This is a genomic window from Agrobacterium leguminum (genome assembly GCF_015704895.1).
Classification (GTDB): domain Bacteria; phylum Pseudomonadota; class Alphaproteobacteria; order Rhizobiales; family Rhizobiaceae; genus Agrobacterium; species Agrobacterium leguminum.
Map to the genome: position 1 here is coordinate 71033 of NZ_JADQWB010000001.1, position 13920 is coordinate 84952.

General features: G+C 59.0%; 13 protein-coding genes. 7 read left to right on the forward strand and 6 right to left on the reverse strand.

The genetic code is table 11. The features are described 5' to 3' along the window. Positions 1–11 precede the first annotated feature (11 nt). Together I3J13_RS00340 and I3J13_RS00345 are read left to right on the forward strand one after the other, a co-directional pair. Entirely contained in the window at positions 12–1022 is a 1011-nt protein-coding gene (locus I3J13_RS00340) for an ABC transporter ATP-binding protein (protein WP_196377684.1), read from the forward strand. A 230-nt stretch (positions 1023–1252) separates the two neighbouring features. Further along, positions 1253–2746: an ABC transporter substrate-binding protein gene (locus I3J13_RS00345; protein ID WP_196377685.1), complete on the forward strand. Its 1494-nt coding sequence runs from the start codon at positions 1253–1255 to the stop codon at positions 2744–2746. A gap of 393 nt (positions 2747–3139) precedes the next feature. Here I3J13_RS00345 and I3J13_RS00350 read toward each other — a convergent pair whose 3' ends face one another. Beyond that, a complete protein-coding gene (locus tag I3J13_RS00350) occupies positions 3140–3394 on the reverse strand; it encodes a heavy-metal-associated domain-containing protein (protein WP_003521591.1) in 255 nt (84 codons plus the stop codon). A gap of 106 nt (positions 3395–3500) precedes the next feature. After that, the gene (locus I3J13_RS00355) at positions 3501–4958 is read right to left on the reverse strand and encodes a TrkH family potassium uptake protein (protein WP_196377686.1); all 1458 of its coding nucleotides are present in this window, start codon (positions 4956–4958) and stop codon (positions 3501–3503) included. An 80-nt stretch (positions 4959–5038) separates the two neighbouring features. Between I3J13_RS00355 and ilvA the strand changes: the two genes are divergently transcribed. The 3 genes from ilvA (at position 5039) to I3J13_RS00370 (ending at position 8083) form a co-directional block, all read left to right on the forward strand. Beyond that, entirely contained in the window at positions 5039–6313 is a 1275-nt protein-coding gene (gene ilvA / locus I3J13_RS00360) for a threonine ammonia-lyase (protein WP_196377687.1), read from the forward strand. Between the two features lie 75 nt (positions 6314–6388). Continuing rightward, positions 6389–6700: an HlyU family transcriptional regulator gene (locus I3J13_RS00365; protein WP_020811123.1), complete on the forward strand. Its 312-nt coding sequence runs from the start codon at positions 6389–6391 to the stop codon at positions 6698–6700. 117 nt (positions 6701–6817) lie between these two features. Continuing rightward, positions 6818–8083 carry a GGDEF domain-containing protein gene (locus tag I3J13_RS00370; protein WP_020811124.1) on the forward strand — a complete coding sequence of 422 codons (1266 nt, stop codon included), beginning with the start codon at positions 6818–6820 and terminating at the stop codon, positions 8081–8083. A gap of 42 nt (positions 8084–8125) precedes the next feature. Here the strand turns inward: I3J13_RS00370 and I3J13_RS00375 are convergent, their stop codons facing one another. Then, on the reverse strand, positions 8126–8743 hold the full coding sequence (locus I3J13_RS00375; protein ID WP_080856228.1) for an FMN-dependent NADH-azoreductase: 618 nt from the start codon (positions 8741–8743) through the stop codon (positions 8126–8128). A gap of 149 nt (positions 8744–8892) precedes the next feature. On the opposite strand from I3J13_RS00375, the gene I3J13_RS00380 reads away from it, so the two are divergent. After that, on the forward strand, positions 8893–9861 hold the full coding sequence (locus I3J13_RS00380) for a LysR family transcriptional regulator (RefSeq protein ID WP_174024997.1): 969 nt from the start codon (positions 8893–8895) through the stop codon (positions 9859–9861). A 272-nt stretch (positions 9862–10133) separates the two neighbouring features. After that, positions 10134–10676: a DUF2087 domain-containing protein gene (locus I3J13_RS00385; protein ID WP_196377688.1), complete on the forward strand. Its 543-nt coding sequence runs from the start codon at positions 10134–10136 to the stop codon at positions 10674–10676. Between the two features lie 44 nt (positions 10677–10720). On the opposite strand, the gene I3J13_RS00390 is transcribed toward I3J13_RS00385, so the two are convergent. From I3J13_RS00390 to I3J13_RS00400, 3 genes are all read right to left on the reverse strand, one after another. Next, the gene (locus tag I3J13_RS00390) at positions 10721–12709 is read right to left on the reverse strand and encodes a bifunctional 2',3'-cyclic-nucleotide 2'-phosphodiesterase/3'-nucleotidase (RefSeq protein WP_059752563.1); all 1989 of its coding nucleotides are present in this window, start codon (positions 12707–12709) and stop codon (positions 10721–10723) included. A 207-nt stretch (positions 12710–12916) separates the two neighbouring features. Then, a complete protein-coding gene (locus I3J13_RS00395) occupies positions 12917–13252 on the reverse strand; it encodes a PilZ domain-containing protein (RefSeq protein ID WP_003502271.1) in 336 nt (111 codons plus the stop codon). A gap of 97 nt (positions 13253–13349) precedes the next feature. Further along, positions 13350–13817 carry a DUF1203 domain-containing protein gene (locus tag I3J13_RS00400; RefSeq protein WP_196377689.1) on the reverse strand — a complete coding sequence of 156 codons (468 nt, stop codon included), beginning with the start codon at positions 13815–13817 and terminating at the stop codon, positions 13350–13352. Positions 13818–13920: the final 103 nt, after the last annotated feature.

Here is a 13920-nt window from a genome sequence, read left to right on the forward strand (position 1 = left end):
GGAGGGCGACGATGCTAGCGACAGCGACGACACAGACCCCGCCATCGGCGGAAAACGGCAAGCGGCCCTTCGTGGTCGCGAAGAACCTCTGCAAATATTATCCCATATCGGGCTTCGGTCACCGTGTGGTGAAATCCGTCGACGATGTTTCCCTGACGATCGGCGAGGGGGAAGTGCTTGGTCTCGTCGGTGAATCCGGATGCGGCAAAAGCACGGTTGCCGGGCTGATTACGCGGCTGACCCACGCAACGAAAGGCGAGGTCAGCATCGGACAGAACGATATGCTGCACATGCAGGGCGAGGCGCTTCGGCGTATGCGCCGGGTCGTGCAACTGGTGTTTCAGGACCCTTATTCCGCACTCGATCCGCGCATGCGTATCGGCCAGAGCATGGAAGCACCGCTTGCCCAGCATGGCATCGGCACGCGCGAGGAGCGCACGGTCCGGGTTTTTCGGATGCTGGAAGAGGTCGGCCTCGACGGCTCTTTTTACGATCGGTATCCGAGTCAGTGTTCCGGCGGCCAGTTGCAGCGCGTCGTCATCGGCCGTGCGCTGCTTCTCAATCCGAGCTTCCTTGTCTGCGACGAGCCGACATCGGCGCTCGACGCCTCGATGCGCACGCAGATCCTGAACCTTCTGATGGACATGAAGCGCCGTCACGGTTTGACGGTTCTGATGATTTCCCACGATCTGCGTGTGGTGCGTTATCTCTGCGATCGCATCGCCGTGATGTATCTCGGACGCGTCGTTGAAATCGCCGACCGGGAGGAACTTTTCCGGGCGCCGAAGCACCCCTATACCAAGGCTCTCATAGCATCGTCGATGCTGGACGAGACGGGGTTATATGCACCGGAGATGCTTCTGGACGGCGATCTGCCGAGCCCTCTCAATCCTCCGAGCGGCTGCAAATTCCACACCCGCTGCAAATATGCGACCGAGATATGCGGCGAGGTGGAACCCGTTCTGGAAGGCATTTCCGGCGAGCATTTCGCGCGCTGCCATCGCTGGCGGGAATGGGGCTGACGGACAACGCAGTTACAGTTTTCTGTTGCCGTAAAAACAGATGAATTGTGTGTTTGCGGATTAATATCGGAATAAAATTCCGAGTACAAAACGTAAAATAGATAATATTCGAATGGATAATCGAGAGATATCCATAGGGTATTCTTATTGCCTTTGTAATGATTGAGTGGAATTTCGTGAAAATATACAAATTGTGAGCGTTGTCATCAAAAATAAAAGGGGAATATTCTATGATGAAGCACGCACTTTTGGCGTCATGCGCCATTGTGGTTTCGTTTGGAACGCATGCGGCAGAGGCCGCCACGATTACCTATGACGATAATTTCGGTGTGAAGACCGGCTGGCAGATGGCTTCCGACGACGCCTATCTCGGCTCGCGTGCGGGTTGTTTCGAAAGCCTGGTGCGTGTCGGTTATGACATGAAGCTGGAGCCAAGCCTCGCCGAGTCCTGGAAGCAGTCTGATCCCAAGGTGTGGGAATTCAAGCTGCGCAAGGGTGTCAAGTTCCAGAACGGCGAACCGCTCGATGCCAAGGCCGCGGTCAATGCACTCAGCAATCTCTTAAAAGCACCCGTGCCCGCCCGTGCCTTCTCTCCGAAGCTGATTGCCGCCGTCGAAGCTGGCGGCGATGATGTGGTGAAGATCACGACGATCGAACCCTCTGTGCTGCTGCCGGCGCAGATGGCAAGCCCCGCCACCTCCATCCTTGCTCCATCCGCCTATAAGGACGGTAAGGTCGATCCCATCGGAACCTGCACCGGACCTTTCAAGATCACCGAGGTCGATCCCAGCCAGCATATGGTTATGACGGCCAATCACGACTATTGGGGCGGCATGCCGAAACTTTCCGGCGGCCGTGTCAATTTCGTGCCCGATGCCGACACGCGCGCCACCCAGGTCCGAACCGGGGAAGCGCAGGTTTCGCGGCTCGTGCCGCCATGGACGGTCAAGACCATCGAATCCACCGATGGCGTCAAGGTCGCGCCAATCCCATCGCCGCGTATCACCGAGTTGCTGCTGAACAATTCAAAGCCGCCTTTCAACAATATCAAGGTGCGCCAGGCGATCCAGGCCGCCATCGATACGGGTGGTATCGCCGAGAGTATCTATGAAGGCGTGGTCAAGGGCGCGACCATGCCTTTTGCTGCCGGCGAACCGTGGGCTGCAAAGGAAACCAAACCCGCCTATGACGTTGAAAAAGCCAAGGATCTTCTGAAAGAGGCCGGCGTTGCACCCGGCAGCCTGAAAGTGACGCTCCTTGCCTATACCGCAAAGACCGAACTCAAGGACGTCGCGGCGATCATCCAGGCGCAGTTGCAGGAAATCGGCATCAAGGTCGATGTTCGCGTTGCCGATTACAGCGCCATCGAGCCCGATATGCTGGCCGGCAACTTCGACATGGCGCTGCTGTCTCGCGGTTACGCCACCGATGTCGCCGAACCGGCCGGTTTCCTGAATGCCGACTACACCTGCGGCGGCAGCTACAACATCTCGCATTATTGCAATGCGGAGACGGACAAACTGATCAAATCCGCCTATTCGGCCAATGAACCCGTCAAGCGTTACGCCATTTACGGCGAAGCGGCGAAGAAGATTTATGACGAAGCCGTCTCCGTCTTCCTCATCCACGAGACCGTGTTCGACGCCTATTCGGCAAAGCTCGAAAACTACAAGCCGCATCCGCTGAACTATTTTGTCATGACCAAGGATCTGGCGACAAAGTAAGTTGGCGTGATGGTGCTGATTGAGAAAGACCCGGCTCGCAAGAGCCGGGTCTTTTTTGTGATGAGGCCCTTGAACCTCTCCTCCGTCATTCCGGCCCTGAGTCGGAATGACGGAGGTGGGGAACGTCACGAATACAATAAATATCGTGCCTTGATCCACCGGAAGGGGGCAGACAGGTTCACAAGGCCGGTGTGACGGCATGTGGATGATTCGCTTTATTAAACTGGAAAAATCTCCTCCGTCATCCCTGATTGAAAGGGAGAGGGCATTCGCCATCGGGGAGGAAAGAGGGACGGATGCCGTCCAAAACCCGTCACATAATGCAGCGTGAAGCGGGGCAGGTGGGGCGATCCGGCGGCCGCAGGGATGAAGCGCCGCCGGTATCTCTTCGGATCAGGCGCGCGCTTCCGGCGTATAGCCTGCAGCGGTGATGATTTCGGCAATACGTGCCGCATCGGAGACGCCGCCAACCACGACCGTGCGGCTTGCCGGATCGGCATGCACGGCAGCGCCGGGAACGGTCTTTTCGATCGCGCCCTTGATCACTCCGGCGCAGTGACCGCAGGTCATGTCTTCAACGTGAAAAGAAAGGTCTGCATCAACCGGTGCCGTGGTGGTTTCGGCGTGATGCTGGTGAGCGGTGCACATAGGCGGTTCTCCATGGTTTGGAATTCTAACAGGAGGAGCCTGGACTATTCCAACGTGGGAAGGTCAAGCGCTTTATTCGCTGGCGCTCAACAACTGTGCCACGACATCAGCTGCGCCAGAAGATCGGCATCAGCAGCACCAGGACCGTCAGGATTTCCAGACGTCCGAGCAGCATCAGGACCGAGAGGAGATAAAGCGCGGGATCGCTGATGGTGGAGAAATTGCCCGCCGGTCCGATGATCGGGCCGATGCCGGGCCCGACATTGGCGAGCGAGGTCGCCACCGCAGATGTGGCTGTGAGGAAATCATAACCCATCAGGCTTATGGCAAGGCTGCCGGCGATCCAAAGCGCGATGAAACAGCTGACGAACAGGAAGACCGTCCTGATCGTATCGGGATCGACAACCTGCTGGCCGTAACGCACCGAATAGACCGCGTTCGGATAGATCAGCTTCTTCAGCCCCGCCCGTACCGCATTGAACATGATGAGAAAGCGGTATGCCTTGATGCCGCCCGCGGTCGAGCCGGAGCAGCCGCCCATGAAGGTTGCGAAAAAGGCGACGATGATGACGAAAGGCCCCCAGAGCGTATAGTCGTCGCTGGCAAAGCCACCGGTCGAAAGGATGGAGGTCATGTTGAAGAAGGAGTGGCTGAGCGCATCGTCCAGCGGCACGCCGTTCCTCAGATGATGATAGACGCCGACAGCGATGGAAATCGCGCAGAGATAGCCGAGGAAGACGGCGATCTGCGGGTCGCGCAACGTTTCCAGCCGGCGGCGCACCGCAAGCAGGATCATGACCGAGAAGGGCAGGCTGCCGAAGATCAGGAAGATGGTGGCGATCCACAGCAGCGCCGTATTGTCGAAATAGGCGAAAGACGCGTCATGGGTGGAAAAACCGCCGGTCGCGACCGTCGACATGGCATGGTTCAGCGCATCGAAATGCGACATGCCGGCAAAATCGTAAGCGATCGTACAGGCAAGCGTCATGATGATGTAAATGGCCACGAAAGCCCGGGTAAAGCTCGCCAGCCGCGCGAAAGGCCGGTCGTTGCCGGTGTCGGAAGATTCCATGCGGAAGAAGGTCATGCCGCCGACGCGCAGCAGCGGCAGGATGAAGAGGCCGAGCGCCACGATACCGATACCGCCAAGCCAGCACAGCAGAGAGCGCCAGAGAAGGATGCCCTGCGGCGCGTTGTCGAGACCGGCAATGGCTGTCGATCCCGTCGTCGTAATGGCGGAAACGGATTCGAACAGCGCCTGGCCGAGCGTCAGGTTGAGTTCGGACAGGTAAAGCGGAACCGCGCCGACAATGGAAAATACCAGCCAGAGCAGGTTGACGAGCAGAAAGCCGAAACGTTTGTTGAAGGCCGCAATCGGCCCGCGCGTCGCCAGCGCGCAGGCAAGCGCAAAGCCCCCGCACATGAAACCCGACAGCGCAAACACCATCCAGTCGTCATTGCCGTAATAAAGATCGGTGAGCGCCGGCAGGAACATGGCCGTCGCCATGTAAAGCCCGAAGATGGACGCCACATATATGACCGAGCGCAGAAGGTTGCTGTTCAAGAAATGAAACCCGGAGTTTGTTGCCGCGCTGAAATGAGTCTTTGTCTCGGACGTCTTCCTATGGCATAGCGGGTGCCATTATGAATTTCAATGGATTGACTATCGTGGACAAGCAGCTTGTGGAAGCAGCGCGGCGAGAAGTGCGGGAAATATTCCCGGAAACGCCGTTGCAGTTGAATGAACATCTCAGCCGTCGGTATGGCGCGTCGATTTGGCTGAAGCGTGAGGATCTGTCCCCGGTTCGTTCCTACAAGATTAGAGGCGCATTCAACTTCCTGCGCAAGGCGGTGGCCAAGGCCGGCAAGAACAAGGTTTTCGTCTGTGCCTCGGCCGGCAACCATGCGCAGGGCTTTGCTTTCGCTTGCCGTCATTTCGGTGTTCACGGCGTTGTTTTCATGCCGGTGACGACACCGCAGCAGAAGATCGAAAAGACCCGCATCTTCGGCGGCGAATTCATCAGCATCCGTCTGGTGGGCGATATATTCGACCAGTGTTATGCCGCCGCCCGCAAATATGTTGAGGACAATGACGGCTACATGGTGCCGCCCTTCGACCATGAGGACATCATCGAAGGCCAGGCGACGGTCGCCGCCGAGATCATGGATCAGCTTCCGGAAGGCACGAAGCCGGATATCGTCGTCATGCCGGTTGGCGGCGGCGGTCTTTCTGCCGGTCTTTCGGGCTTTCTCGCCGGCACGGTCCGCAAGGAGAACTTCGTGTTCTGCGAGCCGGAAGGGGCGCCGAGCCTGAAGAAAAGCCTTGAACGCGGCGAACCGGTGACGCTCACCAAGGTCGACAATTTCGTCGACGGCGCCGCCGTCGCCCGCATCGGCGACCTGAACTTCAAGGCCCTGAAGGATTTTCCGGCCGAGCAGGTTTTGCTCATCCCGGAAAACGCCATCTGCGTGACGATCATCGAGATGCTGAACCTCGAAGGCGTAGTGCTGGAGCCGGCCGGTGCACTGGCGATTGCCGCGCTGGAAAAGCTCGGCCGCGAGAGGCTGGAAGGCAAGACGGTCATCGCCGTGGTTTCCGGCGGCAATTTCGATTTCGAGCGCCTTCCGGATGTGAAGGAACGCGCCATGCGTTATACGGGCGTGAAGAAATACTTCATTCTGCGCCTGCCGCAGCGCCCCGGCGCGCTGCGCGATTTCCTCAACCTGCTCGGCCCGGATGACGATATCGCCCGTTTCGAATATCTGAAGAAATCGGCCCGCAATTTCGGTTCGATCCTGATCGGCATCGAAACGAGCGCGAAGGAAAACTTCGCCGGCCTGCTGGAACGCTTCGAAGCGGCCGGTCTCGGTTATGAGGACATCACCGAAAACGACATCCTGTCGAACCTGATCATCTGATCGGGGAGCGAAAGGCAGGGAAGGGCGGATCGCCTCCGCCCTTCAAAACTGACACAGATTGAGGGAGTGAAAGCCATGGCATCGTTTTTTTCCAAAATCCTCTCGGCCTTCGGCTCCGGCCAGCCGTCCTCCGACGCGCCGCAGAAGACGGCCCAGGCGGAGCCGCATGCGCATGGCGACTATCTGATCTATGCGACGCCGATCAAGGAAGGCGGTCAGTTCCGTCTGGCGGGCCGCATCGAAAAAAAGGCCGGCGATGAAGTGCTGGTGCATGAATTCGTGCGCGCCGACGTCTTCACCAGCATGGACGATGCGGTGGAGTTCACGATCCGCAAGGCAAAGCTCATCATCGACCAGAACGGCGCTTCGCTTTTCCCAGGAAAATGATGACGCATTCTTGCCGCGGATATTAAGATTCCGTTGTTTGCTTCGGCCTATCGTCTCTAGAGGGCATGGAGTCGCGCCAATCAACCCGCGCGATATGGATCGATAGGGCATGTGCCGATGCAATGGGCAAATCTGGCCCTCTTTCTGACGGAGGCCATCGTCTATTTTTCGGTAATGACGGCATTCCTTCATTACCGGCATATTCTTGGCATCGGTGTTTTTCTCACCGCGCTGGGCGTCATGCATTTTCTGGAGACCTATCTGGCGGCCGTCTTTTACGTGCAGCTGCCTTTCGGTGTGGCGTCGCCCGGCTCCTCGATCCTTTTTGCCGGCAAGCTGATGATGATCCTCATGCTCTATATGCGGGAGGACGCGGCGGTCGTTCGACAGCCGATCTACGGCCTGTTTCTCGGCAATATAGTGACCGTCGCCATGGCGCAGATCATCCGTTTCCACCAGACGGTCGCGATCGTTCCCGGGCAGTCGGTCAGCACCGCATTTCTGGATGAGATGGGCGTGCTGATGGTCTGGGGAACCAGCCTGCTCTATATCGACGCCATCGCCATCATCCTGTTTTACGAAAAACTGGGGCGTTATCTGCAGCGCCATATCGTGCTGCGCTTCGCGATCTGCGGCGTCGTTATCCTGAGCTTCGATCAGGCAGGTTTTTATGGGGCGCTGCGATTGTTGTTCAACGCACCTCTCGATGTCTTTTACGATGGCTGGAAGGCGAAGATGGCGGCAGTCGGCATCTATTCGCTGCTGTTTGCCACCTATCTCTGGCTGACATCGGCCAAGGGCCGCTTTCTGACACGCCGCAGCGTTGCCGATGTCTTCAATGATCTCACTTTCAGGGAACGTTACGAGGAGCTTCTGTCCCGCTCCGGACGCGATATGCTGACCGGCGTATCGGACCGCGCCCGCATGGAGCTCGATGCGCCCTCCGTCGTCGTGGAATGCCTTGAGAAAAAGCGGCCGGTCAGCGTGCTGATTGTCGATATCGATCATTTCAAGACCGTCAACGATACGTTCGGGCACCTGCAGGGCGATGAGATCTTGCGGGAATTCGCCGCCGTCCTGAAGCGTGCCGTGCAGCCGCTGGGACATCTCTACCGCTTCGGCGGCGAGGAATTCGTGGCGCTCCTGCCGGCGATGACGCATGAAACGGCGCTGGCATTTTCGGACAGTCTCCGGGCCGCGATCCTTGCGGACCTGCAGCGGCCGGACGGTTCGCCGCTGACCGTCAGCATCGGCGTCGCCACCGCTTTCGAGGATGGACAGCTTTTCCGTGCGCTCCTATCGGAGGCCGATGCGCGGCTCTATGCGGCAAAAAATAACGGCCGGGACCAGGTCCACGGCCGTTACGGAATGTGGGTCGGCTGATACCGGCAATCCTGGCCAGCATCGCCCGGACATTCAAAGGCCTCAGGCGGCCTGAGCCAGCTCGGCAACCTTGGCTTCAGCGGCGGCCACAGCCTTTTCGACGGCTTCCGGACCGAATGCCAAGCCTTCGACATAGATGACTTCCACATCCGTCATGCCCATGAAGCCGAGAACGGTCTTCAGGTAAGGAACGGCATGGTTCATCGAGACCGCCGGGCCTTCGGAGTAAACGCCGGCAGCGGCCAGAACGATATAGACCTTCTTGCCGGTGGCGAGGCCGACCGGGCCGGTTTCGGTGTATTTGAAGGTCTGGCCGGCGCGGGCGACATTGTCGATCCACGACTTCAGGCCGGAATAAATGTTGAAATTGATGAGGCCGGTGCCGATGACGACGGTGTCGGCGGCCAGAAGCTCTGTCACCAGCTTGTCGGAATAATCGGCGGCAACCGCTTCTTCGGCGGTGCGCTGGTCGGGCGCCTTGCGGATGGCGGCGGTCTTGACGGTGTCGAGATGCGGGATCGGGTCAGCAGCGAGATCGCGATGGACAAGGGTGTTGGAAGCCGACTTGGCCTTCAGCTTGCTGGCGAGTTCACCGGCAAACTTGTTGGAAACCGATTCGTCGCCACGCGGGCTGGAGGTGATGAGAAGAATGTTGGACATGGTCTTTCCTTGCATATGCGATGAATTGACGGGCGCCTTGGGAGGGCGGGAGAGCACGATGCCCTTCCTTTGCGCTCTATATGAAAAATTACTGCCATCAAGAAAACTGTGATAATGTGGAAGTAATCTATCGATGAAATGGATGGGACATGGACGCGAACCCGACGCTCGATCAATTGCAGGTGTTTTTGACGGTTGCCGAGACCGGCAGTTTTTCCGCCGCGTCACGGGCGCTCAATCGTGCCCAGTCGGTGGTCAGCTACACCATCGCCAATCTCGAGGCGCAGCTTGAAGTGACGCTGTTCGAGCGCAGCGGCGTGCGTCAGCCGAAGCTGACGGATGAAGGCCGCGCCATGCTGGAGGATGCAAGGCGCATCGTCGCCGGCCTGCAGGAGATGCGCGCCCGCGCCAAGGGGCTGAAGCAGGGGCTTGAGGCGGAACTTTCGGTCGCCATCAGCACCATGGTGCCGGCGGAGGCCATGGTGGCCGTGCTGCGGGATTTTCGCCAGCAGTTTCCAACCGTCACCCTCAGCCTCAATGTCGGCGAGCTGGGCATGGTCATGGAGATGGTGCTCTCCCGCAAGGCAGGTATCGGCATTGGCGGGGCGATGCTGCGCCAGGACGATGAACTCGTCGTCGAAAAGGTCGGCCATTCCTTCATGTTGCCGGTCGTTGCGTCGGATCACCCGCTGGCGCAGATCGAGCGGCCGCTGGGACTTGCCGATGTGCGCGAGGAGGTTCAGCTTGTCGTCACCGATGCATCCGGCCTGACCAAGGGCCGCGATTTCAATGTGCTTTCCTACAAGACATGGCGGGTCAGCGACATCGCCACGAAATACCAGCTCATCAAGGGCGGTCTGGGCTGGGGCGGTCTGCCCGCATCGATCGTCCGTAACGACATCACCAATGGCAGCCTCAAGGCGCTTGAACTCGAGGCCTATGAACAGGGCGAATATCCGCTCTTTGCGCTGCGGCGGGTCGATTCACCCGCCGGCCCCGCCGGCCAATGGCTTGCCGAAGCATTTCAGCAACGCCTCTCTGCCTGTCCGAACCATAAGGATTTCAACGGGATGCTTGCGGCGCACAAGCAGAGGACCATTCCTGTCGCCGCTGAGTGACATTGGCTAATTATATCTGGACCGAGCGGGGCCACGTTCTCCCCGCCGGGGAGAAGAAACGCGCGGCAACCTCGGCGCTATGCCAGCAAGGCCAATTGACGTGGACGGGTCGCCTGCCTATACCTAAACCACGGTCAGCAGTTCACCGAGGCATCGCCGTCCCGCAAGGGAAGCTAAACCTGCATTTTTAAAGTTTGACAGCACTTATCCCGTGCCATGTCGGAAGCCGGCGATCAGCGACACCTTTTCGGAATGGCACTTGAGGGTAAGTCATGCCACGTTCGATCCTTTCCATTGATATCGCCGACCTCTCGACTTTCGCCAAATCCGTCCGCGAACAGATCGGCAGGCTGGACCGAAAGCCAAGCCATGTGGAGATGCTCAATCTTCTGAGCCGGGCTGCCGGGTTCCGAAATTTCCAGCACTTGCGAGCCTCGCGCGAGCCATCCGATGACAGCGGACCATCCCGGCCAGAGATGCTGCCGGCAGCCAATGAGGGCAGGGTGCTGAAGACCGTTCGTGTCTTCGACGCCGCAGGCCGGCTGATGCAATGGCCGGCCCGCCGCTCCCAGCAGGAACTGTGCCTCTGGTATCTATGGGCAAAAATTCCCGCCGGGCGGAGCTTTTCCGAGCGCGAATTCAGCAGCTTTCTGGATAGTCTGCACCTGTTCGGGGATGCGGCCATGCTGAGGCGCGACATGGTCGGCCTGAGGCTCATCCGCCGTAACCGCGATGGCAGCGATTATCGGCGCATCGAGCAGAAACCGCCATTGGAACTGCCGCTTCTGCTGCGAACGCTCGGTGGTCGCGAATAGGGAAATGCCCTCCCGCCGACAAGTCGGTGGGAGGGCGTCTACCGTTAAAGAACCAGACGGAACTTCGCGAAACCTTCCGCGCCGTCGCCGGCATCCTCGATCTTTGCGCCCTTGATATCGGCCGCATAGTGGCGGCCCTTGGGGCCGGTTTCGAAGATCGCCGTGGTATCGGCCACCGGCGCGAAGGACCAGTTGGCATCCGCAGACGGGTTGATGGTGCCCTGATCGATGATATAGCGCACGATCACGTCACGGTTGGTATCGGGGGCCACGAAGATCACCTTGTCGCCGGCGATATCGGGGAATTTGCCGCCGCCGCTGGCCCGGTAATTATTGGTCGCCACCACGAATTTCTGCTCGGGATCGATCGGCTTGCCTTCAAATTGCAGGTTGACGATGCGGTTGCTGTCCGGGTTGACGGCCTTGCCGTCCTTGTCGAATTTCGCCGGTTTGGAAATGTCGATCTGATAGGTCACGCCGTCGATGACATCGAAATTATAGGACGGGAAGTCCGCATTCAGCAGCGGCGCGTCCTTTGCGCCGGCCTCGACCGTATTGAACATGCCGGCCGACATTTCCAGCCAGTTCTTCACCTGCGCGCCGTTGATCAGCACCGCCTGCACCGTGTTGGGGTAGAGGTAAAGATCGGCGACGTTCTTGATCGCGATATCACCGGCGGGGACATCGGTATAATAATCCGCACCGCCGCGACCGCCGGACTTGAAGGGGGCTGCCGCCGAAAGCACGGGCAGATCCTTATATTGCCCTTCCTTCAGCATGTCCTTGATGTACCAGGTCTGGGCATTGGAGACGATCTGCACGGAAGGATCGTCGGCCACCAGCGCGAAATAGGAATAGAGCGGTGCGGAGGTCTTGCCGACGGGACGGCGCACATAGGCAAGGGCCGCCTCGTGATCGGCCTTGGCGGCGGCGAGGACTTCCGCCTTGTCCGTGAAATCGGCGACGACCTTGCGGTTTTCGTCGCGGTGGTAGATCGGCCGGGCTTCGGAGGTGAAGTCGACGATCTTCCAGCTCTTGCCGTCCTTTTCGAGCAGCAGGTCGATGAGGCCCATATGCGAGCCCCAGAAACCGGCCATTACCGCCGGCTTGCCCATCAGCGTGCCCTTGACGGCATCCGCACCCTCGATGCCGTCCCAGGTCTTCGGACCTGGGAAGACCAGATGCTGGTGGCCGGTGAAGATCGCGTCGATGCCTTCGACACCTGCCAGATAAAGCGAGGCGTTTTCCATGCGCTCGGTCTGGCCCTTGCCGTCGATACCCGAATGGGAAAGGGCGATGACGATATCCGCCCCTTCCTCCTTCATGACCGGAACCCAGGCTTTCGCCGCCTCGACGATATCGCGCGTCTGCGCCTTGCCCTCGAGGTTCTTGGAATCCCACATCATGATCTGCGGCGGCACGAAGCCGATGATGCCGACCTTGACCGGGCTCGTCACGCCGCCGCCGTCGCGGATCTGCTTTTCCAGAATGACATAGGGCTTGAAGAACAGCTCGTCGTTCTTCGGATCGGAAGCAAGCTGGCCCTTGGTGAGGTTGGCGCAGACGTAAGGGAAACCCGCACCCGCCAGCGTGTTCGACATATAGTCGAGACCGTAATTGAATTCGTGGTTGCCGAGCGTGCCGCAATCGTAACCCAGCACGTTCATGGCGTTGATCACGGGGTGCTTGTCGCCGGCCTTCATGCCGCGCTCATAGGCGATATAGTCGCCGAGCGGGTTGCCCTGCAGGAAGTCGCCATTGTCCACCAGCATCGAGTTTCCGGCTTCGGCGCGGATGGTGTCTATGATCGAGGCGGTGCGCGCCAGTCCCATCGTGTCGTTCGGCTTGTCGGCGTAATAATCATAGGGAAAGACGTGAACATGGATATCGGTCGTTTCCATGATGCGCAGATGCGCCTGGTTGGCCGCCGCACGCGCAGCAAAAGGGTGCAGCATCACCAGCGCCGAGGAGGCTGCGATGCCGCCCAGAAGCGAACGCCGGGTAATGGGGTGGAGAGCGAGAAGCGACGACATGGGAACTCCTTCGGATGAAGCTTGCTCTGTCTTGAAAAATGACAGGGTAGAAGCAATCGCAGAGGAGTCCATCACCAAAATGACAGGCCCGTGACAGATGGGCCGGTTTTCAACCGTTTGATAAATTTTTTATCACGGGAGTGCGGCGCAGGTGTCGCCGCACCGGAGAATGCGCATCCTCCGTTCTGTGCATTGCCGTGCCCTGGATCAGCGGGCGAGGGTCGGTTTCACTTCTTCGTGGAAGAAGCGGAAATAGGAGGAGAGCTGCGCCAGCGTGTTGGTGGAAAGCTTGAGCTGCAGGCCGAGGCGGTTCATGTGCTGCCATTGCACGACGCCCTCGATGAAGCCGAGATCCTCACTCTGCACCTTGACCCGGCTGCCCTTGGCGGCGGCGAAAGGCCCGTCCAGCTCGAGCGCCATTCCGGTGGCGGAAAGATCGACCACACGCCCTCTGGTCGACTGGCTGAAATAATGCACGGTCGCAAAAATCCTGGTCTTGCTGCGGGGCGCGGTCCGTGTCGCCATATTGAGGTTGTTTGTCATTTTGCTGCTCAAATCAATTGTTTCCGATACCTGCATCATGGCGCGGAAAACTTGAGAGCCGTTTAGTTCTTCTCTTAAAATTGCATGTAATTGCCGATTATGCTGTGTCGATACGGCACTGATAGCAATTATTGCGGGCGGAGCGCACATGCACATAAGCGACATCCGCGCGCTCCAGAAGGTGCCGCGCGCGCGAAACGATCTCGCCTGTCGCCGTCACCGCGCCGGTGCCGTAGACGATGCGGTCATCGGCTCCATAACCGCGCACGATATAATCCGGGCTGTTCAGCATCGGCGGAATGGCCTGCGTCTGCGGGTAGTGCTCACAGGCGTCGGCATGCAGAAACACCGGCCCCGTTTCCGCATAGGGCTGCAACGAGGGAAAGGGCCGGTAGGCGAGGATCAACATCCCTTCGCCTTCCCCGATCTGGCAAAGGCAGTGGCGGCAGGGCATGCCGCCGGGAGAAACGGCTTTCTCCGGCGGATTGCCATAGGCGTCGGCGGCTCCAGACCGGTAGGCTTCGGCTTCCTTAGCCGGCATTGCAGTGAAAACGAGATCGGTCATGGCGGAGACCTCCTGGGTTGGGATCGGCGTTGCTTCTTTGCAGCTATGGTCCCGAAACGGATCACTATCCACCCGATTCTTGACAGGCGATGCAACCAGCCCA